The 22619-nt window shown below is 46.8% G+C and carries 25 protein-coding genes and 2 pseudogenes; 13 read left to right on the forward strand and 14 right to left on the reverse strand.

Translation table 11 applies throughout. The features are described from left to right. Window positions 1–48: 48 nt before the first annotated feature. The 3 genes from ACM5QY_RS21335 to ACM5QY_RS21345 all read right to left on the reverse strand — a co-directional run bounded on the left by ACM5QY_RS21335 (window position 49) and on the right by ACM5QY_RS21345 (window position 2150). Window positions 49–432: a hypothetical protein gene (locus ACM5QY_RS21335; protein WP_416122574.1), complete on the reverse strand. Its 384-nt coding sequence runs from the start codon at window positions 430–432 to the stop codon at window positions 49–51. 50 nt (window positions 433–482) lie between these two features. Further along, on the reverse strand, window positions 483–1538 hold the full coding sequence (locus ACM5QY_RS21340; protein WP_416122575.1) for a diguanylate cyclase: 1056 nt from the start codon (window positions 1536–1538) through the stop codon (window positions 483–485). Between the two features lie 216 nt (window positions 1539–1754). Beyond that, window positions 1755–2150, reverse strand: coding sequence for a (R)-mandelonitrile lyase (locus ACM5QY_RS21345; protein ID WP_416122951.1), 396 nt, complete (start codon window positions 2148–2150; stop codon window positions 1755–1757). A 727-nt stretch (window positions 2151–2877) separates the two neighbouring features. Here ACM5QY_RS21345 and ACM5QY_RS21350 point away from each other — a divergent pair. Then, the gene (locus ACM5QY_RS21350) at window positions 2878–3213 is read left to right on the forward strand and encodes a hypothetical protein (RefSeq protein ID WP_416122576.1); all 336 of its coding nucleotides are present in this window, start codon (window positions 2878–2880) and stop codon (window positions 3211–3213) included. Here the strand turns inward: ACM5QY_RS21350 and ACM5QY_RS21355 are convergent. Beyond that, a complete protein-coding gene (locus ACM5QY_RS21355) occupies window positions 3198–4121 on the reverse strand; it encodes a LysR family transcriptional regulator (RefSeq protein WP_416122577.1) in 924 nt (307 codons plus the stop codon). The genes ACM5QY_RS21350 and ACM5QY_RS21355 overlap by 16 nt on opposite strands. Window positions 4122–4259: 138 nt before the next feature. Here ACM5QY_RS21355 and ACM5QY_RS21360 point away from each other — a divergent pair, with 138 nt between their 5' ends. After that, entirely contained in the window at window positions 4260–5219 is a 960-nt protein-coding gene (locus tag ACM5QY_RS21360) for a quinone oxidoreductase family protein (protein WP_416122578.1), read from the forward strand. Window positions 5220–5545: 326 nt separating this feature from the next. Here ACM5QY_RS21360 and ACM5QY_RS21365 read toward each other — a convergent pair. From ACM5QY_RS21365 to ACM5QY_RS21405, 9 genes and pseudogenes are all read right to left on the reverse strand, one after another. After that, window positions 5546–5701 (reverse strand): annotated as a pseudogene (locus ACM5QY_RS21365) (DUF4942 domain-containing protein); the annotation flags it as partial. Between the two features lie 82 nt (window positions 5702–5783). Next, entirely contained in the window at window positions 5784–6272 is a 489-nt protein-coding gene (locus tag ACM5QY_RS21370) for a hypothetical protein (RefSeq protein WP_416122579.1), read from the reverse strand. Continuing rightward, complete coding sequence (locus ACM5QY_RS21375; protein ID WP_416122580.1) at window positions 6269–6577, reverse strand: TA system toxin CbtA family protein; 309 nt, start codon at window positions 6575–6577, stop codon at window positions 6269–6271. The genes ACM5QY_RS21370 and ACM5QY_RS21375 overlap by 4 nt, the downstream gene beginning before the upstream one ends. Window positions 6578–6589: 12 nt before the next feature. Further along, window positions 6590–7039, reverse strand: a complete 450-nt coding sequence (locus tag ACM5QY_RS21380) for a JAB domain-containing protein (RefSeq protein WP_416122581.1) — start codon at window positions 7037–7039, stop codon at window positions 6590–6592. A gap of 297 nt (window positions 7040–7336) precedes the next feature. Beyond that, the gene (locus ACM5QY_RS21385) at window positions 7337–7783 is read right to left on the reverse strand and encodes a hypothetical protein (protein ID WP_416122582.1); all 447 of its coding nucleotides are present in this window, start codon (window positions 7781–7783) and stop codon (window positions 7337–7339) included. 322 nt (window positions 7784–8105) lie between these two features. Further along, window positions 8106–8927, reverse strand: a complete 822-nt coding sequence (locus ACM5QY_RS21390) for a DUF932 domain-containing protein (RefSeq protein ID WP_416122583.1) — start codon at window positions 8925–8927, stop codon at window positions 8106–8108. A gap of 9 nt (window positions 8928–8936) precedes the next feature. Then, window positions 8937–9560, reverse strand: coding sequence for an EcsC family protein (locus tag ACM5QY_RS21395; protein WP_416122584.1), 624 nt, complete (start codon window positions 9558–9560; stop codon window positions 8937–8939). Window positions 9561–9833: 273 nt separating this feature from the next. After that, window positions 9834–10862, reverse strand: a complete 1029-nt coding sequence (locus ACM5QY_RS21400; protein WP_416122585.1) for a hypothetical protein — start codon at window positions 10860–10862, stop codon at window positions 9834–9836. A 133-nt stretch (window positions 10863–10995) separates the two neighbouring features. Beyond that, on the reverse strand, window positions 10996–11250 hold the full coding sequence (locus ACM5QY_RS21405) for a hypothetical protein (RefSeq protein WP_416122586.1): 255 nt from the start codon (window positions 11248–11250) through the stop codon (window positions 10996–10998). A 136-nt stretch (window positions 11251–11386) separates the two neighbouring features. On the opposite strand from ACM5QY_RS21405, the gene ACM5QY_RS21410 reads away from it, so the two are divergent. The 6 genes from ACM5QY_RS21410 (at window position 11387) to ACM5QY_RS21435 (ending at window position 15514) form a co-directional block, all read left to right on the forward strand. Beyond that, a complete protein-coding gene (locus ACM5QY_RS21410) occupies window positions 11387–11956 on the forward strand; it encodes a YagK/YfjJ domain-containing protein (protein WP_416122587.1) in 570 nt (189 codons plus the stop codon). Window positions 11957–12113: 157 nt separating this feature from the next. Next, entirely contained in the window at window positions 12114–12311 is a 198-nt protein-coding gene (locus ACM5QY_RS21415; protein ID WP_084984399.1) for a helix-turn-helix transcriptional regulator, read from the forward strand. A gap of 120 nt (window positions 12312–12431) precedes the next feature. Continuing rightward, entirely contained in the window at window positions 12432–12821 is a 390-nt protein-coding gene (locus ACM5QY_RS21420; RefSeq protein ID WP_416122588.1) for a putative zinc ribbon protein, read from the forward strand. Between the two features lie 70 nt (window positions 12822–12891). Next, entirely contained in the window at window positions 12892–13539 is a 648-nt protein-coding gene (locus ACM5QY_RS21425) for a hypothetical protein (RefSeq protein ID WP_416122589.1), read from the forward strand. 114 nt (window positions 13540–13653) lie between these two features. Further along, a complete protein-coding gene (locus tag ACM5QY_RS21430) occupies window positions 13654–14073 on the forward strand; it encodes a putative zinc ribbon protein (RefSeq protein ID WP_463366392.1) in 420 nt (139 codons plus the stop codon). Between the two features lie 481 nt (window positions 14074–14554). Beyond that, window positions 14555–15514 carry a glycosyltransferase gene (locus ACM5QY_RS21435; protein WP_416122590.1) on the forward strand — a complete coding sequence of 320 codons (960 nt, stop codon included), beginning with the start codon at window positions 14555–14557 and terminating at the stop codon, window positions 15512–15514. Between the two features lie 705 nt (window positions 15515–16219). Here the strand turns inward: ACM5QY_RS21435 and ACM5QY_RS21440 are convergent. Then, window positions 16220–17142 (reverse strand): annotated as a pseudogene (locus tag ACM5QY_RS21440) (IS5 family transposase). A 399-nt stretch (window positions 17143–17541) separates the two neighbouring features. On the opposite strand from ACM5QY_RS21440, the gene ACM5QY_RS21445 reads away from it, so the two are divergent. Genes ACM5QY_RS21445 through ACM5QY_RS21465 form a run of 5 tightly spaced genes read left to right on the forward strand, consistent with a single transcriptional unit; the run spans window position 17542 to window position 22610 of the window. After that, window positions 17542–17844: a hypothetical protein gene (locus ACM5QY_RS21445; RefSeq protein WP_416122591.1), complete on the forward strand. Its 303-nt coding sequence runs from the start codon at window positions 17542–17544 to the stop codon at window positions 17842–17844. Continuing rightward, window positions 17825–19132 carry a type III PLP-dependent enzyme gene (locus tag ACM5QY_RS21450; RefSeq protein WP_416122592.1) on the forward strand — a complete coding sequence of 436 codons (1308 nt, stop codon included), beginning with the start codon at window positions 17825–17827 and terminating at the stop codon, window positions 19130–19132. The genes ACM5QY_RS21445 and ACM5QY_RS21450 overlap by 20 nt, the downstream gene beginning before the upstream one ends. A gap of 9 nt (window positions 19133–19141) precedes the next feature. Beyond that, complete coding sequence (locus ACM5QY_RS21455) at window positions 19142–20053, forward strand: hypothetical protein (RefSeq protein ID WP_416122593.1); 912 nt, start codon at window positions 19142–19144, stop codon at window positions 20051–20053. Between the two features lie 2 nt (window positions 20054–20055). Further along, the gene (locus tag ACM5QY_RS21460; RefSeq protein ID WP_416122594.1) at window positions 20056–21033 is read left to right on the forward strand and encodes a beta-ketoacyl-[acyl-carrier-protein] synthase family protein; all 978 of its coding nucleotides are present in this window, start codon (window positions 20056–20058) and stop codon (window positions 21031–21033) included. Beyond that, window positions 21030–22610, forward strand: coding sequence for a class I adenylate-forming enzyme family protein (locus tag ACM5QY_RS21465; RefSeq protein WP_416122595.1), 1581 nt, complete (start codon window positions 21030–21032; stop codon window positions 22608–22610). The genes ACM5QY_RS21460 and ACM5QY_RS21465 overlap by 4 nt, the downstream gene beginning before the upstream one ends. Window positions 22611–22619: the final 9 nt, after the last annotated feature.

Below are 22619 nucleotides of genomic sequence, written 5' to 3' on the forward strand. Positions count from 1 at the left end.
GTTCTCCGTTTCCCGCCGGTGACTGCACCCGCTTTCATACAGCAAGCCTCAGTACAACGACGGGGATTTTTGTTGAGTTGAAGAGGTGCTTTGAGTTGAGTAAGTGCTTTGGTTTGAATACGTGTTAACGACAGCCGGTTTCGGCAGGCACGCAAATCTTATGTGTATTTTCTCACCGTCGTTGCTTTCACCCAGCGTCTGGAATTTTCCGGTACAGAAATCCCAGATTTTTTTGTACGTATCCGCACGACGCTGGCGTTCCAGAACGGAAAATACGGAAGTCGTATAGCTCGCCTGCCCCTGCGCATAGGAAGAATCGAAGTTAGCTGGCCGGTAAGTTTCGGCACCCACGGGTTCATCAATGGATGAGCATCCTGCTAACAAACTCACTGCGGCTACCGTTGCTACCATCATTATTCTGATATTTTTCATTATATTTCCTGAGACATCTTTCATTCTATTCAGTGTAGATGAACAGCGACCTAAGCCCTGTCCGCGCTGCCAATGCTGTTTTTACCATTTCTTTTCACGGTCACCAATGCCTGTTCGGCGGCCGCTAACCACTGATTGTAATTCTCATGATTTCTGGACGTTGACACGCCAATGCTCAGCGAACACTGGAAACCGGAATCCTGCGAAAGCCGGATTTCTGAGGTTTTCAGCAGCAACCGGTAACCGACTGCATAGGCTTCCTCTTCAGAAATTCCCGGCAAGATCACCACAAATTCATCGCCGCCCAGAATGGCAGGAAAATCATGCGCAGCCGTCCCCTGTCGCAAAATCGTCGATACAGATCGTAAAACATAATCGCCCGCTTCACGTCCAAACAGATCATTTACCATTTTCAAATCATCGACGCCCAGCACCATCAGACACGCCAGATCCTGCTTTGAACGTTCAAATTCCAGCATCAAACGCCGGTCAAGTAAACGCCGGTTTGGCAGCCCGAGAAAAGGATCCATTAGCGCCGCTTTTTCCATCTCATGCTGTTTATCGCGCAATTTTCGGGAAATAGAATAATTGGCGGCGCTGAAGGCAATAATGTAAATCGTAGACAACGGCAGTGTCAGCCATAAAGTTCGATCACTCACATCCGGGTAAATTTCAATACCGGAAAGCGGCCAGCACAGAATAAAACCGGCACAATAAAACAGTGCGGCACGACGCAATAATTGCCAGCCGCCAGCAGAAAACCGGTCGGCAATCAGAATGGACGTCAACACCGCAGAGGGTAACGGACACAGCCCCATCAGCGCCACCCACGCACCGCCAGCGATGGCATCGAATGCCAGATTTCTGAACTCGGCCTGATTAGGATGTTTCGAACGGCGGGAAATCACCATCGCGACATGCGGCCACACAAAAGCATTCAAAATGAGAAAACCAAGCGGGATCCAGGAAGCATCATGCTCTAAAAGCACCGAAGCAATGGGGAAAAAACAGAGAAAAGTGCCCAGCATGCGCATTAAGTACATTCGTCGTAAGAAACGATCTGAACGCTCACGAACGAGACTTTCATCTGCAGAAAAATATGCCATACCGGAAAAGACTCTTAGATTGATTTTTATTTATATTAGTCGAGTTAGTTCCCTCAGAGCTACAGAAAGCACCGGTTTTAATGGACCGAACAACGATGTGTTTTGGGCCTAAATAAAACGGGTCAGCGAATAACCGGATAATTTGGGATTAAAAGACGACAAAAATCCCGTCCGGTAAAACCGGACAGGATCGCGTTCATTCAAACTGCTAAAAAATCACTTCTGGTATTGGGCGTCAGTGACTTTTTCCATCCACTCAACCGGACTGCCGTTCTGAGACTCGGCAATCGCAATGTGGGTCATGGCATTATCCGGCGTAGCGCCGTGCCAGTGTTTAACCCCCTCCGGGATCCAAACGATATCGCCAACATTCATTTCGCGGATTTCACCGCCCTCTTCCTGCAACCAGCCACGGCCCTGAACGATGATCAGCGTCTGGCCCAACGGATGCGTATGCCATGCAGTGCGTGCGCCCGGTTCGAACGTTACGGTGGCGCCGCCGACACGAGCGGATTCAGTGCCACTGAACGGCGAATCAATACGCACCTTACCGGTAAAATAACTTTCCGGGCCGTCTTGTGAAGGAACAGAACCGCTTTTGGTAATTCTCATTTTGTCTGACATAACATTCTCCGCTTCGTATATGTACGCCAATCACAGGGCAAGTATCTCGGCGTAATCAGCCAAATAGATTATACCGCTCACCCCCTTGGCCGCTTCTTGTGAGATAAAAGGTACAACCATTCCGTTTAACCGACTAGATGATAAAATATGAAAGGAGTTATGAGCAGGATTCATGAGTCAATTTTGAACACGGCATGACCATCATTATTAAAACGGATAATTTATTGATTTTTATTAGAATTCAATTCATTCTTTGCGGACTTTAAGAAATATTGTAATTTTCGCATTTGCGGCCCGCCTGGAGCGGGCTTTTTTATGTTTTTAACCCTCAAATTTGACTTAGTACTTTCTTTAACGAATTAATTCCTCCGGTGAATAATCCGGCAGGGATTACCACACGCAATGAGCACATCATCATTATCGGAACATATAAGCCGTTATTACTGCCCGATATCCCGCAGTTTTTCGCTGCCATCAGATTTTTCCTGTCTGCTCAGGCATTACGTTTTTTATTCTCACCCGCACGTCCACAAAATGCCGTGCTATAACCGGTCAGCGGGATTCATCACGCTTTGCGAGGCGCCTTCCATATTTGAATTAAAAATACTGTAAATACATACAGCCTATTTCTTTACTTCCCAGTCAGGAATAGAGTCATCCAGAATAAAGGCGGCTCAGAAAGCGGCTTCAATTTTACTGACATGGGATAAATATCATGATGAATTTCGAAAACGGCACAGCATTTCAGCAAAACTCAGTTACCGTTTTTCGCTCACTGGTTTCCGGGCTGGATCTGAGTAATTTTAATGAGGCTCAGCTTTACGATCTCAGCGCACTGGCGTCTGAATCCGCAGAGGGTTTATGTCAGGGCTTATTGTGCCTGAGCGAAGGGTTGGAAAACGGTGAGATGTTACCGCCAGAAGGCATTTTGCAGGTCAGTGCGTACCTGAAAGCCTCGGCGCATATATTACCGGTGTTGTTTGAGTTGTCGGAAAAAGCCAGTGACACGTTGGGCAAAGTGAAGAGAATGGCAACTTACCCGATGACGTGAGCAGCGCCACCAGGCGCTCCCGGCTGCGGAACCCATTCCTGCAAAAAATACTCGAAGAAAGAGGAAACCACGGTAGCAGCAGGCCGGATGGGCAGGCGGAGTAAATGCATAGGTCTTGAAACCGGGGCGTAATCCGGCAATACGCGGTGCAGACGCCCGGCATCAATATCATCCTGCAGAGTCACCCAGGAATGCATAACAACACCCAACCCGGATAACGCGGCCTGACGGATAGCCTCGCCGGAATCAACGGTAAGCCTCGGGACGATATCCACATCAATCTGTCCCTGCGGCCCCTGAAGTTGCCAACGGTGGGCTGAACGCCACTGGCTAAAACTGACACAGTTGTGGCGAGCTAAATCGGCAGGTGTCGCAGGTGTTCCGTAAGTGCCCAGATAAGCCGGTGAGGCGGCCAGCACCATCTCATACGGCCGTAAAGGGACGGCGACATAACCTTCATCCTGGAGATTTCCGATGCGTATCGCTATTTGAAAACGTTCTTCAATCATATCCACACGGCGGTCACTCAATACCAGATCGGCGTTTACGGCGGGGTAACGTTGTAAAAATCTCGACAATATGGGCGTTAGAATGCGCTGCCCGAAAGCGACGGGCGCGCTGATGCGCAACATGCCCGTCACCTGTTCGTTCAGATGACGCGCCAGAGAATCGGCATCTTCGATGGTCGCGAGAATCTGCACACCGTAGAGATAAAAGCGGTGCCCTGCCTCAGTAAGCCCCTGACGTCGGGTCGTCCGATTGATCAGCACGCAACCCGTGCGGTTCTCCAGCATCTGGATGTGTTTACCCACCATTGCAGGGGTAATACCCAGTTTATCGGCGGCTGCCGTAAAACTGCCGGATTCTGCCGCCGTGATGAAGGATCCGACGCACTTTAAGTAATCCATTGCCCTGCTCCGTGAAGGTAAAGTGAAGCATTATAAATTTTTATTATCGAATAAATAAAGCAGACCTCTGTTTATCTGCTTCGCGCGCTTCACGATAATCGCCGCAATATTCACAAAAAATTAGATTAAGGAAAGGCAATGAAGGCACTGGTTTTTGAAAATGCAGGTTCTGCCGATGTATTACATATTTATGAGGCCGCCGATCCTCTCCCGGCTTCCGGCGAATTGCTGATTGCGGTTACCGCAGCCGGGCTGAATTTTGCCGATATTTACCGCCGTCAGGGCCGGTATCCGCTGGCAGGTACCTCGCCGTATATTGCGGGTTATGAAGGGGCTGGCCGGGTGATTGCCATTGGGGAAAACGTGACTGACTGGAAAATTGGCGATCGCGTCGGTTTTGCTGATGTCCCGCTGGCACACGCCAGCCATCTCCGGGTGCCGGTTGCCCACGCCATCCGATTACCGGAATGGCTGTCCGAGACCGATGCCGCCGCCGTTTTGCTTCAAGGCCTGACCGCTGATTATCTGCTTCACGATGTACTGCCTCTGCGCGCCGGAATGCACGTCGCAGTACTGGCTGCGGCAGGCGGCGTCGGGCGTTTGCTCCTTCAGATGCTGAAACATCAGGGAATACATACCTTTGCGGTAGCGTCGAGTCAGCAAAAACAGAAAACTTGTCTGGAACTTGGCGCAAGCGCCGCTGCAGATTACGACACCTGGCCTGAGCGGGTACGCTTTTGGCAGAGCGCGGGTTGTGATGTGGTATTCGATTCCGTTGGAACTACGCTCACCCAAAGCCTGGATTCCCTGAAAGATGGCGGACGCGTGGTGCTGTTTGGCATGTCCGGCGGCGCACTCTCCGGGTTCGATCCCTCCCGCCTCCAGCTCAGTTCTCACGGCATACTGGGTGCTGATCTCTGGACATATCTGACTTCTGCGCAAGAGCGCCAGCGCCGCGCAGACAGGCTTTTTGCCTTGATGAAAGAAGGCCGCGTCGTTCTTCCGCCAGTCACTCAGTTTGCATTATCGTCCGGCGCAGACGCACATCGCCTGCTGGAAACCCGAAGTTTTAGTGGGAAGATTGTTTTGGTGCCGTAGGGGAAATTTTTACATTAATTTTCAGGCTGGTCCGCAGCGTGCTCATCAGCCGTATTTTCTTTTTGAATATCTTCTTCGACAGAGAAATACACACCAGGAAGCTTGCGTATAATGAGATAAGGCAGTTGAAATTAACGTAACGGCTTGATTTGAAACCCTACAGGATTCAAATACATCGAGTACTCACTTGTTTTATAAGGATAAAATCGTGTTCTATAAAATTTGTACCAACATTTATACCAACATATAAATTTGTTAGAGAATACAGCCCATTATCGCTGGGGGAGCATGCCTAGATGAGGTCGGGCAATAGTATTATCTACTCGGCCAATCCTGCTTGTCAGCTCAGAAATGTCATTGAGGTTTTCAATCAACGCGCCAATCTGCTTGAGTGCGGCATCGCGGCCCGTGACGATCCGCTCGATATTGGTCGAGCAGATGAGTTCAGTATGGTCAGTTAATACTTCAGGTTCTGTCTGCATAATCAGTTTTCCATGCACAAAAGCAAACACGCCTGCCGGGAATGGCTGGCGCATTATGCTGGGAGAGTCGGGACAAGAAAAATCAGACGTTCAAATCAGGAATGCGGCTCGCAAGATTTAAATACTTAGCGATCCAGTCAGCTGTTTGTTGCCAGTCAGAGAGGGGAATATCAGTATTTATCTGCCAGGTGGCAGGGCAATAGTAGTTAGCTAATAGAATAACCACCCTGACCAAAAAACCATAAGGCAGGTTATTAGTATTGCAGCTGTAGTCGGCTGTTTGATGCATACCGCGAGTCAGTATAAATGCATCCCCAGCCTGCTGGCGGGCTCCGCTTCCGTTAAATGAAATGACACCTAGCCCAATTAAACTATCGTCAAACCGCAGCGACGTATTACCTGAATGCTCGCAGATGGTCAGGCTGGGATGGCCTGTGGTTTGCGATTGCGTTCTTATGTAGGGATAAGCAAAAGTCACGGCCCTGCATAGATCGAGCCACGCGTCTGGTTCAGCCTCCTGAACATGTTTGATACGATATATTCCAGTATTGGAAGAATTGCTATCGTTCATGGCCTCTCCTCTTTTGTTTGAGACAATATTCCGGTAGCCCGCCGCGCACGTAGAACATCGACGACGTTGAGATAAGGCTCTTCCCAGGAAAACCCATCGCGGTCTGTTCGTATTAATGCATAGCGCTCAACCTGGAAATTCACTGCATCTGCCAGCGAGATCCCCGCATCGATATGCTCCTGTATGACCCGGCTTTCACTGAACGGCGTATCATTTATCGTCAGGCCGTAATGTTGCTGGAACAGATATGTCAGCAGAGTTTGCCAGGCTTCAGTCGGTGTCACTGCTTTAGAAATTGAAGTCATCAGAATGTATCCTCACAGCCAGCCGCGTTCGGCGAAAGATATCGATTCACCGTGTCCGATGACGATATGATCCAGCACCTTGATACCCATGAAGGTTGATGCTTCGATCAAGCACTCTGTCACGGAACGGTCTGCACTGCTGGGCTCTGCAGATCCCGATGGGTGGTTATGTGCAAAGACCACAGCCGCCGCGTTGTGGCTTAAAGCCGTTTTGATAATTTCCCGTGGATAAACGGATGTGGCGTTGATGGTGCCCAACGAGGTTGTTTCACTGGCGATAAGACGGTGCTGAGTATCAAGATACAGCACCATAAATACCTCACGTTCGAGCTGCTCCAGTTGCAAACGCAAGTACTGCAACGTCTCCGCGCTGGAATTGAAACCAAGGGACTTCTGCTTCATCTGCTTTTCAAGCAGGGTCAGCGCCATCTGGATCACTCGCTGGTGGGTTTGATATTGCATGGCAAACTCCAATAAAAGAAAAGCCGCTATCCGGTGAGATAGCGGCCTGTTGAGATAAAAGGGTTTTAAACACGGCATAAGGCTGACGCCCCTGCATATAGGGACGTCAGTTATATTGTTATGCGGTATTTAATGACTTCGGTGAGACATATACTATGGTAAACAATCCGTAAGGAGGGAAACCTTTAGGAAGGGAGGTTTTATGATGGCTATTAATACGAAGTATTAATATTCCCATTAGGGTTTTCAATAACTCAATAAAGCAGATATTCAATCTGCTTTACTTTATATATTTAATTAAAGTCCTGTATGACAGTTAGACTTAGCCATCTCAGGCAAGACCTTATCTGCATCTTTCAGGGTAAATTTCCCTGTCAGCATACCTGCAGAACTGATAGTGACTTGTTGACCTTCTCTCAGGCGTTTCCAGAACAGTTTGAGCTGTGCAGCACCAAGGGGAGAGGCAGAGTCATTGATAGCCATCAGGTTATCTCTGTCAACGACACCATAGAGCTTACCGCCTGGGTCCAGGCTGGTTAACTGGCGGCCTGCTGCATCGGTGTATTGAACAAACATGTTATCTTCGCTGGTGCAGGAGATGTAGAGTCGGGAATTGCCGGTACCCGTAATGACATACTGATCTGTACCTTGCTCATAAGCGGTAGTCCAGTGGTCACGACTACCAAAAGCAAATGCTGAGGCTGAAGTTGCACATATAACAGCAGCGATAATTAAACGTTTCATATTGCCTATCCTAATAAGTAAAAAGTGAGACAGCGTTATCCCCTGAAATATTCCAGAAAATAATCGCTCTCATTAAATTTGTCGTAAGCCCTTTCCGGCACTGTACTGCAGGAGTAAGAGAAATCCCGTGCTGTCAGCAAGTTTTCGCTCGAAACACTGAAAAACCGCATCAGTGCTAAGCATCGAATGGAACCAGAGCGTTACGGCGATTTTATAGAGGAGAGAGGTTGGGGGATAATTGGTTGTACAGATCAATTCGATCAGACCGATCGGTGAAAACGATCAATTCTTTACTGAGTGAAAGGGCATTATTACGAGGGCTTTAAGAAGAGAGTTGCAGCATGTTTTCGGCCATCACCCACAAGGCACGGTTAAGTTTAATATCACCATCAATCCCCTTTACCGCTCGTGTGTGAGCACGTTTACCGGCAGCGGTTCGGCCACTCAGACCGCCTTTGAGCATGTTTTCCTGGATACGCTGATAGGTGGTCCACAAATCGTCACTTTTGTCTTCCCACCGGCGCGCAGTCAAAATTTGCTGACCAGACACCGGCTGATGGTCCTCACCATAGCGATATGACAGAGCAGCCTGTGCAAACGCCTGCTGGGCCGGAGATGAGAGCGTGATACTTTGCATCGCTTCACGCTTTTCATCAATTTTGTCAAATACGCCCAACACCTCATAAGCTCCCTCAATCACCTGCCCTACCACATCGCCTTTATGCGGAACCCGGACCTCACCAAAACTGGTCCCGCACACCATACCGTTGCAGCAGACAAAGCGGAACATGCCAGGGATCATCTGGTAACTGCTTGAACCATCATGGCTATTGAGCAAAATAATTTCAGGGACTTCTTTACCGGTGATCTGCCCCTCACGACGCAGGCGCAGCATGTGCTTAGTATGGTCACGTTTATCGTTGTCGCGGACACCGGTCTGACATGCGAAGAATGGCTGAAATCCTTCTTTGCGTAAGTTATCGAGCAGGGAAATGGTCGGTATATAGGTATAGCGTTCACTGCGAGAGGCATGCTTTTCCTCCGAGAACACACTGGGAACAAATTGAGCAAGTTCATCATTGGTTAATGGACGGTCACGGCGAATAATATTCGCTGCGCCAAAACGGGATGAAAGACGTGTCATGTTTTTTCCTTAGCAAATATCGGAGTGGTGATTCAGAAAGACTTCACGGGCCAGTGCACCCGCACTGCGAACCAGTACCCAATCCATGCCACCACTCATTATGCCCCCCACCAAAGGAAGCAGACGGGCAGCGGAGCCAGCAGCGACGCCGGTTGTGATCCGCGTCATCAATGTCGTGATCGCCTTCTCGCTCACAGTTTCCACCGCTGCTGACGAAAGCTGTCTGAAAAGATGAATACCGGCGTTATGCAGCAACTCTTTTGCCACGCTGCCACCGAGGCATAGATAAATAAGATGACGTGTGCGGATATCATCCGGTGAATGACCACCAAGGATGGCGATAGCAGCAATCATGCGGAACTGAATAAAGAGCAGACCTGTCAGGCCGACGGGCAGCGACACGGGTAAGGCCACCACACCACCCAGACCGGTAATGAATCCACTGGTTGCGGCTTTGCTAGATTCCCAAATGACCAGGTTTTCTGCAGCCTGTTGGGTATCGGTAAACACGGTCAGATAGTGGTGTGCCAGTACTTTTGCGGAATCAGTGCCTAACCCACCTTTAATCGCCTGGAGGTATAAGCTGTCGAGCCAACTGAAAAGGGTACTAAATGGAATGTCATCATCATGCATAAATCACCTTGTCACGAATAAAAAAGCCACGGTGATTTACCGTGGCTGGGTTCGAGAAGGTGATATAGATTTGTGATTTTTTTATTTCCATTTTTAATGGTGCATTCTGTTTCAGAACAGCTAGCTGACAATAAGTAATTTTGTTATCGAGTTCGGTGCCCGCTTAGACGTTCATCATTTATAACCTGCTGTAAGAGAACACCACGTATAAGTCGTTCAAGGGACAATGACATTTTGCATGCCATTGATAGGCATACCAATAATAAAATAAATTCACTTAGATAAATTCAAACCCAAGCTGTAAGCGTCATTAATAATAGCTTCTAATACCTCATGAATTTTCATTCCACTTGCTTCCGATAATTCTAAAAGTTTCCTTTTCGTATCTTCTTTCATGTAGGTTTGAAAAGCTTTCCTATCATTCTGACTGATACGAAACTTACGCTGACTCCATGCGCGATTTATATCAGTTAAAAAAACCTTCCTGGCTTCAGGTAAGACATTCCAGACATAAAATATTGCCGTGAGATAGCTATAGCGTTCTAAGGTTGTCGCGGGTTGAAATTGGCCCCAATGGATCACAGTTACCTTTTTTCTAAAATATTCCCAACACCACTCCCCTCCTTCCTTATCATTTTTATCCAAAAATGCAAATGGCTTTCCATTTTCTGCTTCCCATTTCAACAAAAAACTCCACTTAGTCTTTAAAACATCCAGTGTATTTTCTTTATAAACAGGGTCTGTTATCCAATGGTCAAAGAAACCGATAATTGAATCAAACAACTCCCCATAATTATTGGGAGATTTCGTTAAGCCAGTATGATCGTAGTTCTGCGGCAAAAAATTCTCAGTATCTTCATTTAATAGTTCACCACTAAATGGGTCAAAGGAAGATGTCTTGGTGATAGGGGCCCGAGAAATATAAGGAGAAAATTTCGCTGATTCATTTCTGAGGTAACACCATAGCCAATAGCCTGCACCTGACTCGCTTAACCAACTGAATTTTTTAGCAGCTAATAAATACCACTCCCTTACTTTAATAAATTCCTTTTCAAACTCGCTAACTTCACCTGGATTTTTAAAATTATTTCTTACCGTTTTCTCAAGAAGTTCCTGTAAGCAGAATTTTTCATACACTGACTCTCCTATTTTCAAATATTTTTGCTGCTCAACATCCGAATTAGCTAATTTCTCTAATGATATTAAAGGCACTGAATTTGCCTTCCCACACATGAGAATAGCAATCAATCTCAAATCTCTGATTGTTTTACCGCCAGTGAAACTTCGGTCATTTATAGCCATTTAAGCCTCAATCCATTGCTTATGAAAAATATTTTTCAGTAAATTACATAGTAATATACATGTAAATTTAGATTACATCATTAGTAAGTTATTAGTATTTTGGATAATGTATTTATTAATCCTAAAATCGCACTTAACAAAATAAATTCAAATACTTATAAATGTTAAAATCGGCATCGGCATCGGCATCGGCATCGGCATCGGCATCGGCATCGGCATCGGCATCGGCATCGGCATCGGCATCGGCATCGGCATCGGCATCGGCATCGGCATCGGCATCGGCATCGGCATCGGCATCGGCATCGGCATCGGCATCGGCATCGGCATCGGCATCGGCATCGGCATCGGCATCGGCATCATGCTGCAAGTCACTCAGGTCTGCGGTCAAGGCTTTTGGGCAATGCAAAGCGGTAGTATTGCCCTACCCAACACTCAATTTGAATTTAGGTTTTTTAACATTGTTAGATAAGAAGTAAAAATACACGTAATAAGAATATCTTTTGAACTCAACCAGGAGATATTAAATGAGCACCTACAAAGCAAAACCATTAATACCAGAAATTTACAATGAGATAGAATCACACCTATCAGCGATCCAACTAGCACACTCTAAAATACTTCCGATGAGAATTGACTTCTCTTATAAAAAGACAAGTCATTCCTTTCATAATCATCGTATCGATATTGCTTTGGAAGACATCCAGATATTCATGACAATGGTACTCTTGAGAACTGTCGCCATTGGTTATTTTTGGGTGATGGAATACACCAGAGGCTCAGGTTACCACTTTCACGCTATCTTATATGCCAATGGTCAAGAACACCAAAAACCCTACCCTATTGCAATGGATGTTATGAAACTATGGGAAGAACAAACTAGTGGAGAAGGACGCTGTTATCTAGTCAAGCGTAACGCATCATATTTCCATGTCGATGGTTTACAAATGCTCAGGCATGGGGATATTAATCAACGAAATAATCTTCTTTTAGCTTTAAGCTATTTTGCAAAAACAGAGCAAAAAGAAATGGGCTTGTACTATGGCATGAATACCATTACGCAACCCAGCGGTCGCGGAAGACCTCGTAAGGGCTAACTGTCCTAGACCATAAATTTCAGACATGTTTTTTACAAACAACCAATGAGTATTTTAATACCGATCAGATAAATGGGATGAGAAGCAGCACGGAAAAATGAAATTACATCAATTCGCGCCGTAGTCCTCATTCCATCCTATCTAAGAGAGAATACTCATGTCTGAATTACTCAATGACCGAATGGTTGATATGGTTTTTATTACAGAATTTACTGGTCTTACCGATAAGTGGTTTTACAAACTCATCAAAGATGGTGTATTCCCCAAACCGATTAAATTCGGTCGCAGCTCCCGTTGGCTACAAAGTGAAGTAGAAAGCTGGGTACAAAACCGTATTCAGCAATCTCGTCCGTAATATCGAAAATCTCCCTAACCCTCTGACCTAATTTAACCTCGCCAATTCGCGCAGCCTTAATACCTGCCCGTGTAGGGACGGTCTTCGCACGTCTGCAATTTGGCACACCGGAGTAGAAACATGTACGCAAAATCATTTATCGCCTTCAACACCAACGGACGCTTCACATCGGTATCAAAAGCCAGTCTCGCACCTGACGGCCAGTATTTCTGTCATCTGTGCAGCAACCTTCTGAAGCTTCACGTCGCTGAAAACAGAAAATCCCCCTGGTTTGAGCACGTCCACATATCTGCAGCGGCCAGCCCTGTGCGCAAGCTCCACAGCTGTCCCTACATTTCACCCGACGCAGAGGAGGTTCTGCGGGTGACCACGTTACGCCAGTTCGTACCGGATGCCAGACCGCTGGTCAGTAAGGCCGACCGGTACTGTACGCGCTGTCGAAGTGACTACCACGGGGAGAAATACTGCACGCATTGCCAGACGGGCATCTACAGCGTTGAGAAGCCTTGATTCAGGCCTGAGCAGACTACTGCTCTGTCCTCGACACAGCCACTCGCCAAAATAATAAAGGGTCATCACGATGTCTATTTCTCAAGCAGTAATATCTTTGAAGACGTTCTATCAGGCTGCGCTAGATAACTACGCAGTGATTGATGCCAGCACTGAGCAGCCTTTGCTGGCACTGAATCCCTACCTGAGGCTTGCGGTATACCACGGTGGCGAACTCTCGCAGGACCATGACACCGGCTTGGTGGTTGCGCCGACCTTTATTGCTCAGCAGGTTCTTCACAAAAAGGAGAAACGTTCTGGCAGCCTCAGTCTGCACGGCGACGCCGTCCATCCTCAATTGCCTCTTCAGTTCATTGAACATGCGAGACAAAGCCGGTGCGTTTACTTCTCATTGCTTATGGCGGAATGCCGAAGGCTCAGATGGTTGGACATTGCCGACGACCTGCAGGGACTAGCAACGCTCTTTCACGATGAGCCCTGGCATCTGGAAATGTTTGCTCTCGCCTACTTTTATGACTTGCTTGCCAATTGCTCAGGGGGTTTTGATCTGCATGCGGCATCGTCCCACCTCCCTGAGCAGAAGCAGCATCGGTTATTGCTGCTTAACACGTACCTGATGCAAACGCCGAAGCTGTGCAACCTGATTGACGACTATGTGTTTTTTGCATTTTACAACCGGTGGTATCACGCCCCGCCTTATACGCCGGGCGCACCGTAATCATGCCTATTAGTCAGGGCGAGGCGCTGTTTCTCCCCCTCGCGCATTCGTCATTCCTCTGGTTTCTCAAACAAGTCAAACAACGGCATCAGGCTGGCGTAGATAGGTGCAAATATGCAATTTAAAAAAATTAAGCGTGGCATGACCGAAAACGGCAATCTCTTAAGAGCGGACCTGTATCCACTTCAGGCGCGGCAGCCCTGTTACTGCCAGCATTGCTTAAATCCCCTGCAATTTCGTATCACTCACGCCGAGGGCCGTTTTTTCGAACACGACCTTGAACTCAGTGATGTCAATCAACTGGAAGTCTGTGCTTACAGGCTTTCATCCCTGCCACCGCCCTCGATAAATGCATCACTCTCATCCGTATGGACAGCAGTCAATGGGGGGCAACATGAGGGTTATGACCTGGGAAACCCAAGACCACAACGCTTCCTTTGTGTCATGTGCAATTACGAATACGACGGGCTGAAGACCTGCACCCGTTGCCATAACAACTTGTACTCCACTGAAGTAAGAACAGGAATACGCTGACCTTGTCGCTAAAGTTTGCGCGATAACTTAGGCATAACGCATTCAAAAGGAAGGAGCTAAATCAAATTATTCTTCAGTCAACGATACCTGTCCATCGCCATCGATCGGCGGTAACGATCAATATTGGAATATTGATCTATCAAAACGATTATCTTTTCTCTGTCATCCCTGACTATTCTTAGTTTTCTTCGGTAGCGGTAAAGATCATTAAATTACGGCAGATTATGCGGCCGGGTATCGTGACGCCGTTACTGCGAGATTAGAGAGGCGTGAAGCCTGTAAGCCAACACCATATCAAAAGCCATAGCGATGCCGTCGTTAAGAGAAAAAAATGAAAAGATGTACCCGATGTAATAAAAAAATAAACCTTATCGAACGATTATTCGCGCTGGATAAAGAGATCTGTGAGGAATGCTTATATGACATTCAATTGGAAATTCGGGAAAGAAGAGAAATCCCGGTCAAAAGGCACAAGGATTAAATGGCGCTCATTCAGCAAGACCAGCAGGCGGTGATCGATGTCAGCGTCATCATTCCTGTCTATAACGCGGCAGAGACCATCAGTCACCTCATCAGCAAGATCCTCAGCGAAACCCGTGTTGATATTGAACTCATTATCGTCAACGACGGTTCCACTGATAGTACCGGCAATCTTATCCGGGATATCTGCGACAACCGGCTCATCCTCATTGAGCAGGAAAATCAGGGCGTCTATGCAGCACGCAATGCCGCACTGGATATACACCGTGGTGAGTGGATGATATTTCTCGATGCAGATGATGACGTTGAAGAGGGATTCATCTTTACACGCTGGCAAACCGCGATAAAAACTCAGGCCGATGTGGTGATCTTCAATGCCTGGCGCTCAGATTCCGAGTTTTCCAAGTCTGCCGTACACACCAGCCAACCCTACGCACAATTCTTATCCGGGCAAGAGTGGATACGCCACTGCGTGACTCACCGCGAATGGCCGCACTACCTGTGGCTGCAAATTATCAGGTCGTCCTATATCCGGCAGCACTCCCTCTCCTTTCAGTCCGGCAGAAGCCACAAAGATATTCTCTGGACGATTCATCTCGCAACCAGCAACGGGCGTTTTTATCTGTCGGATTGCAAGGATTACACCTATAAGGTGAATGCAGATTCCATTACACATCGGACCGATTTCTTTGATGTCAGGGCGCAAAGTTATATTGAGGTGATTACGGAGATTACCCGACTGGCAAAGCTTGAGCGAAACAGAAAAATAAGCGTTTTTTTATACAGGCATGCATTAGTTGAAACGCGGCATTTTTTGGGGCTTTACAGGAATAACGTGGAGGATAAGGCAAAAATGAAATCCCATTTCCGAACCAATATATCTATTGCTGACTTAATTAAAGGTATTGACAGCATGAGTGATCTTTTTTTCTTTATTAAACTGTTGGGCAAGCTGCTCTGACATTACTACCAAGGAATAACGCACAGAGCAATCTCCAAATTTTGAATTAAATGTTCAATCTTTTTCTACAGGCGTAGACCCTATTTTCCGCCCTTTACTCTCCAGTCCTACAACCGATACTGCTTAACTGAAGCTATTATCCTAATGAAAATTTGCTGCTCCCCCTACACTGATGCTGCCGAATAAACCATCAACGCATTATGTGGCACCGAAGAGAACATCAGCTTCACAGCGGGTATCACCAGCTCAAAACATTCCGAGTAAGACTGTTACTTCAAATCAGCAAACTTCTAAGACAAATATAATCATAAAGATTTTCAAATGGCTTTCGAGATTGTTGCATTAGTCAACAAGGCGGGCGATCTGCTTATCACGACACTTGTTTCCTACTATTTAAAAATAAGGTAAAAAACTGACGTTGAGAAAATTTAGTCAGATACAGATGCTCTTTTGACATATATGAACGATGACATGGAGAACCTTGGAGAAACGATCAAAACCGTTTCATTTGGATTTGACTCGGACCAGAACGATCGCACTGCTATTGACGAGCTGCTTCACTGGTCGGAAGAGTATTTTTTCAAAATAATCAACATCTGCCATTCCCGTTCTCTTCTGCGTAAGGACTATGGAGATTTTGAACATATATCCGACTTTATTGAATAAATCGGATTGAGACAAAAGCTTTCCCGAATTGACGAGATATCAGGCAACACGCACACTTTTTGGCATGCCTTTACGTATCATTTTGTTCAATACACGGATCATGGCCATTGCCTCACCGACCTGCGCATCGTAGTCACGCAGAGTCAGGTGACCAACGAGCAGTTATTTAACCCGGTACATCGCCATTTCCGTCACTGACCGTCGGTTGTAAGCCGTGTTCTATTTCCAAAAGGCGTTGCTTCCCATCAGTCTTTGCCTCGCCACCGCCTGATTTCTGAAGGCATACTCCTCCGGCCAGTAACACGCACGGGTTCGCAGCGGGATAAGTGCCCTGATTTTCTTACGCTGCAGTTCGTCATCGCATAGTTTTGTGTCATAAGCGCCATCGGCGGAAGCTATCTTAATTTTCCGATGGGTCTGCCGGATAAGTCCCGGGAATGCCTCCGCAACTTTCACGTTGTTCAGGGGCAGGTCAGCGCAGATAACTTTTTGAGTAACGGCGGCGAACGCCAGGTGCAGTTTCCGCCAGACGAGGCAGTTTTCCTGACCGTGCTTTTTCACTTTCCATTCGCCTTCGCCGAAGACTTTTAAGCCGGTGGAATCGATAACGAGATAGTCAATCTCGCCGCGCGTGGTGTTTTTGAAAGGGATACAGACGGACTTAGCCCGCCTGCTGACGCAGGAATAATCTGGGCAGCGTAGCGGAAGCTTCATTAAGGTAAAATGGAATCAATGAATCCCTGAGCGGCGCGTAGTGTGAGGTGAAAGACGCGTTTGAGCATCAGTAAGGTGGAAATAGCCTGCTCAGAATAGCATTGCGGACGACCACGCGAAGACGTTTTGGGTTCGTCATACCAGGCCTAAATGGCCGACTCATCAATCCAGAATGTCAGTGAACCACGATTGACGAGAGCCTTGTTGAAAGCGTTCCTGTTGATGATTTTGAACTTTTGTTTTGCCACGTGACACCGCCAGAAGGGCAGGAATGTGGTGATCTGATCCTGATGACGACCAAAAGTTCGGTTTATTCAACAAAGTCGAGTGTGACAGCAAAGAAAAATCATAATACGCATCTAAAATAAAGAATTATTTATTGATGAACACTTAATACTCAATTCTTTAATTTTTATAAGATATAAGAAATAAATTGATATAGTTAAATATTTTATACAATTACAAACTTTCATTTCTTTACGAAGTGCATACCCAAAAATGACTAGCCACCATGGCTGATTAAAATACTCATTACTTATGAGATTGAATAATTATCAACTTTTTCAGCCCCTGCAATTTCAAGCAAATCTTTCCTATCACTATGGATATGATACTGATACCGACATTGATTTTTAGGATGAAGAAAAATGGATATTTCATCGACGACAAAAGAGTTTATACTCTCATCTTTAGAGAAAGTGGGTGTTGATAATCACAAGTTGGCAGCCATAGCACAAGGAGCCGAAATTTATGGGCCTGAAGGATTGTTAGACTCTATACATTTAGTTAGTCTAATATCAGAAATTGGCGAATGGATGGAAACTAGAGCTAAACATTGCAATAATTTTTTCGACATCCTCGACGGTGATCTTTTTGAAAACTTCAGGGATATTAACAAAATTGAGTCAATGTTAAACCGGGGGTTCAGCCATGTCAGTTTTTCCTCCTGATAGCCAGTTCATCAGCGCAGAAAAAATAGAGGGCATTCCTTATCAGAGTCTAGCTGATAGGGTTCCAACGCCGTTTTATGCCTACAGCGCATCGCAGATAAAGGCCGACTATTCAACATTAAAGAAATCACTGCCTGATGAAATTGAATACTTTTATTCACTCAAAGCCAATCCCAACAAAACCTTAGTACGCCTGTTAAACCAGGCAGGTACGGGCTGTGAAGTGTGTTCCCTGGCAGAGTTGGAAACAGCGTTAAGTCAAGGAGTTGAACCGAAAGACATTATTTTTGTTGGACCCGGAAAATACATTGCTGAATTGACACAATGCTGCCGTGTGGGTATTAAAGCTGTCGTTATTGAATCCATTGAAGAAATAAAAATCCTGAATGATATTGCTGCAAGCATGAACGTAGTACAAACTATAGCGTTACGCATCAATCCGGACTTTAAGGGCGAAAAGGCCAAACTGGTGATGAGCGGAAAACCACGACAATTCGGCATAGACGAACAGCTTTTACCGCAGGCATTTGCGTGTGTCGAGCAACAAAATAATTTACGACTTGCAGGGATACATATTTATCTCGGTACGCGGATACTTAACTGGCAAGCTCTGGCTAAAAACACTTTGAATATTCTGACGCTAGCTGAATCTCTGCAAGAAACTTACAAAGTAAATTTCGACTTTGTCGACGTGGGAGGAGGTTTTGGAGTCAGGTATTTTGATAAAGAAAAATCTCTGGATATTGTTTCGCTAGGTGAAACGTTAGCATCTATTATCCGTAATTATCATGACAAATTTCCACTCTGTAAAATCATTGTCGAGCTGGGCAGATATCTAATTGCCCGTGCAGGAATTTTTGTCACCCGAGTTAATTACCTCAAACCCTCCAGGGATGAATGGTTCGCGGTATGTGATGGTGGGGCTAACTGCCACGGCAGTGCAGCGGGGATTAATTCATTGATCCGTCGTAATTTTCCAATGGCTCGTCTTGGTGAAACTTATTCCGCCCAGCAGCATCGCTATCAGGTCACTGGCCCACTTTGTACTCCCACCGATCTATTAGGTGAAAACATTATGCTTGCTGAACTGCATCCGGGTGACCTTATCGGCATTGGACATTCAGGTGCTTACGGGGCAAGCGCATCACCGGTAAACTTTTTAAGTTTTGGTCATCCTGCGGAAATTCTGGTGGATAAAGATCAAGCTTTTCTAATACGAACCGCAGATAGCATTGAAACATTATTAGCCCCTCAGGTTTTTCAACTATTACCTGTAATGAATGTCTAGGGAGTCTCTATGTCTCTGGTGTTTACATCATCAAATATTCTTTGGCATGAGTTTAAGAATGAATTCAACCCTTCTACTGTCGCTGACAGTGGACAACTGGATCAAGTTAAAAGCTTTGTTAACGCTTTTTTTCAGTCACATTCCCGGACAAATGAAGCTCAGCTTCAGCCAGTATCCAGGTGGGTTAACTCTCAGAACCTGACATTCACTACGATGCTAAAAAAATTAGTGACTCAGTTAGAAAAGCAAGCACTGGTCAATGATCTGGATTTGGTTGTGCTGACCCACTGGACGCCCGATGCTGAAATTGGTGCGTCGGTGACGAATGCCATAATTTATGAAACCGGCTCCCATAACGCTTTTGGTATTGCTATCAGTGATCATGGCTTAAGCAGTGGATTTGTTGCGTTGCAAATCATTGAAGATTATCTGGAAGATCTCGGCGGGGACAAACACACTCGGAAAGCCTTGCTGATGATGGCAGATCAGGATGCCATCCTATATGACAGCCCTTATCTCGCGAGCTTCCGCCCTTCTGCCAGTTGCTGTTTGCTCCTTTTACAAAGCATCGCGACCAACGATACCCACAAGGCCGCAGGAAATATTACTTTTAAACATTATCAGAAGACCCCACTGCCTGTTTCAACGGCATGCATTTATTCCCTGCTTTCTACGTTGGATATGTTCAGCATCGCTGAAAGCAAATTACCATTGACCATTCTGACCACCAAATCGTTTTCGCAGGTACTGCGACAGGACGAAAACTTCTCAAATATCAGGATAGAAAGCTGGGAGGACGCTTTATTGTCTTCAGCGCCCTGGGTATTATTAAAAAAACTGGTTCAGGAAAATACTCGGTTCTTATTAATGATGCCGGAAGGGAAGAATATCATGTTCGCCAGCTTTGTTATGGAGAACTGAACGTGTATATCCATTCTATCACAAGCCTGATAGCCCCTATTCTTACCCCGATTTCCTTGCTGGAAAAAAAATATAGTTGGGGAGAACGCAATCATAAAATTTTTAGCCGCTTTCATAAAATGCAGTCTGCCAGCCTGTTTGCGCATCAAGCATTACCGGATCTGATCTTCAATCTTCTGAAAAAATTACGCGCTGAGAGCGACCCCAATTTATTTCGCCAAATCCGCTACATCAGCTGGGCGCATTCTCTGCACGCCGCGAGCCCGTTCGACAGGATGGACGGCCAGTCCATGGTCTTTGAGACGTTTTTTGGCGATCAGCAAATCGAATTTTTTTCTGCGACACAAGCTTCCTGCGCTTCGGGTTTGGTGGGTTTAAAGTATTTGCAGGCGAAAATACACGCCGCACAGCAGAACAATGCTTCTGTCTGCGGGGTGCTGATCACCGGTGAAAAATGTTTTCACCGCACGGTGCAATATGTCGACCAGAATGGCTATTTTGGCGAAGCTTTTTGCGCCACGCTGGTTGGCATGACCCCACATCCTCATTCACTTCATCTGCATGCTTTGCACATACAACAACTCGGGGTTTATGGAACGCGGATGCGGGAAACGGATCGTGAAAGTGAAAATGCTTATGACCATGCATTTTTGCCGGTAATGAGCGAAACCATTCAAAAAGCACTGGATGCCGCCGGGCGTAAACCTGAAGAACTCAGCGCAGTGCTCCCTTACCACATCAGCCCGGTGACCTTTGATCGCTTAGCCGATCGTAGCGGTTTTAGCAGAGACATCGTTTTTCGCCATAACCTCTACACGCTGGGTCACTGTTTTTGCAGCGATGCATTTCTCAATATCAAAAGCCTGCTCGCCTGTGGGGATAATTCCGTAAGAGCGCAGTGCATTCTGGCTTTGGCCTCAGGCGTGGTGGGCACCTTTGGTGCAATGGTTCTCGAATCAAACAATGAGGATATTCCATGAGCACAACTCATTTAACGCAGTGGCTGGTCCGTACTGCACAGGCTTTTCCAGAGAAAACAGCCCTGATTGCCGGTGAAGAAGAGATAAGTTGGTCAGCACTGTTCCAGCGGGTCATGAAAACGGCCACCTATTTGCAACAGCATCACATTAAACGGGGCGAACGGGTGGTGGTCTGGCTGCCGAACAGTATCGACTTTGTGGTGTGCTTCTGGGCGGTTCAGTACCTGCAAGCCATTTTTGTCCCTCTTAACCCTGACACACCCCTCGCGCGCGTGGGCTGGATATGCAACAACGCGGAGGCCACTTTGCTGATCAGCAGTGCAGAGCAGGCGGATGCGCTGGTCACGGCTTCCACAGAGCGCGCCCTGTATCCGGTGCTGTTTGACAAGCCGGGCACGGGAAGTCTGATCCGTCCGGCGTTACTTTCATTACAGCAGATCGCGGCGCAGGCAGACGTCACACCGCTTGTGCCGAAAGACGCGCTGGATATCGATCTGGCCTGCCTGATTTACACATCCGGTTCCACCGGAGACCCCAAAGGCGTCATGCTGACCCAACGCAATATGTTAAGCGCGGCGACATCCGTCAGCACCTATCTGGATCTGAGGGCAAACGATCGGATTTTCTGCACGATCCCGATGAGTTTTGACTACGGGCTTTATCAGGCAATCATGGCTACCAGAGTGGGTGCGACACTGATTATCGAAAAAGATTTTAGCCGTCCGCTGTTTGCCCTCAAACAACTGGTGAAACAGCGGGCATCGGTTTTGCCGATTGTCCCCACCATGCTTGCCCTCATTGCCCCTCTGGCAAAACGTTATGATTTTTCATCCGTGCGTAAAATCACTAATACGGCTGCCGCGTTGCATTCCAATGATATTGATACGCTGATTGCCCTGTTCCATCAGGCAGAAATTTTCTCGATGTACGGGCTGACGGAATGCCATCGCTGCACCTGGCTTCCGCCAGCGATGTTATCGACACATAAAGAGAGCGTCGGTTACGCCATCCCGAATACCGAACTTTGGGTGGTGGATGACAACGGTGTCCCGCATCGCAGCAATGCCACTGGCGAGTTGGTTATTCGTGGCGCGACGGTAATGCGCGGTTACTGGTGCAATGAAGAACAGACGCAAAAGAAATTACGTCCAGGCCCGCTGCCCGGCGAATCCGTGTTGTATACCGGAGACATCTGCCGGCTGGATGAACATGGCCTGCTTTATTTTGTCGCGCGCAAAGATGACATTCTGAAAACCAACGGCGAAAAAGTGGCGCCGCGGGAAGTCGAAAGCGTGCTCAAACGCATCCCCGGGGTTGGACAGGTGGCGGTGATTGGCGTCCCTCATGTAATTTACGGTGATGAGATCGTCGCATGTATTGAATGTGTTACAACACCCGATATTGCCCTGCTCAAAGCCTTCTGCCAGACCCATCTCGAAAGCTACAAGCGCCCTCACCGCTATTATTTCAGTGAGGCGTTGCCCAAAAATAATAACGGAAAGATTGATCGTAACCGGCTGCCTGAACTCTTGTTACAGCGCGCCCATGATGTTCAACATAAATCCGTAAAATCATAAGGAAATCAT

The sequence above is a fragment of the Rahnella sp. PCH160 genome (genome assembly GCF_047784855.1).
In the GTDB taxonomy this organism is placed as follows: Bacteria; Pseudomonadota; Gammaproteobacteria; order Enterobacterales; family Enterobacteriaceae; genus Rahnella.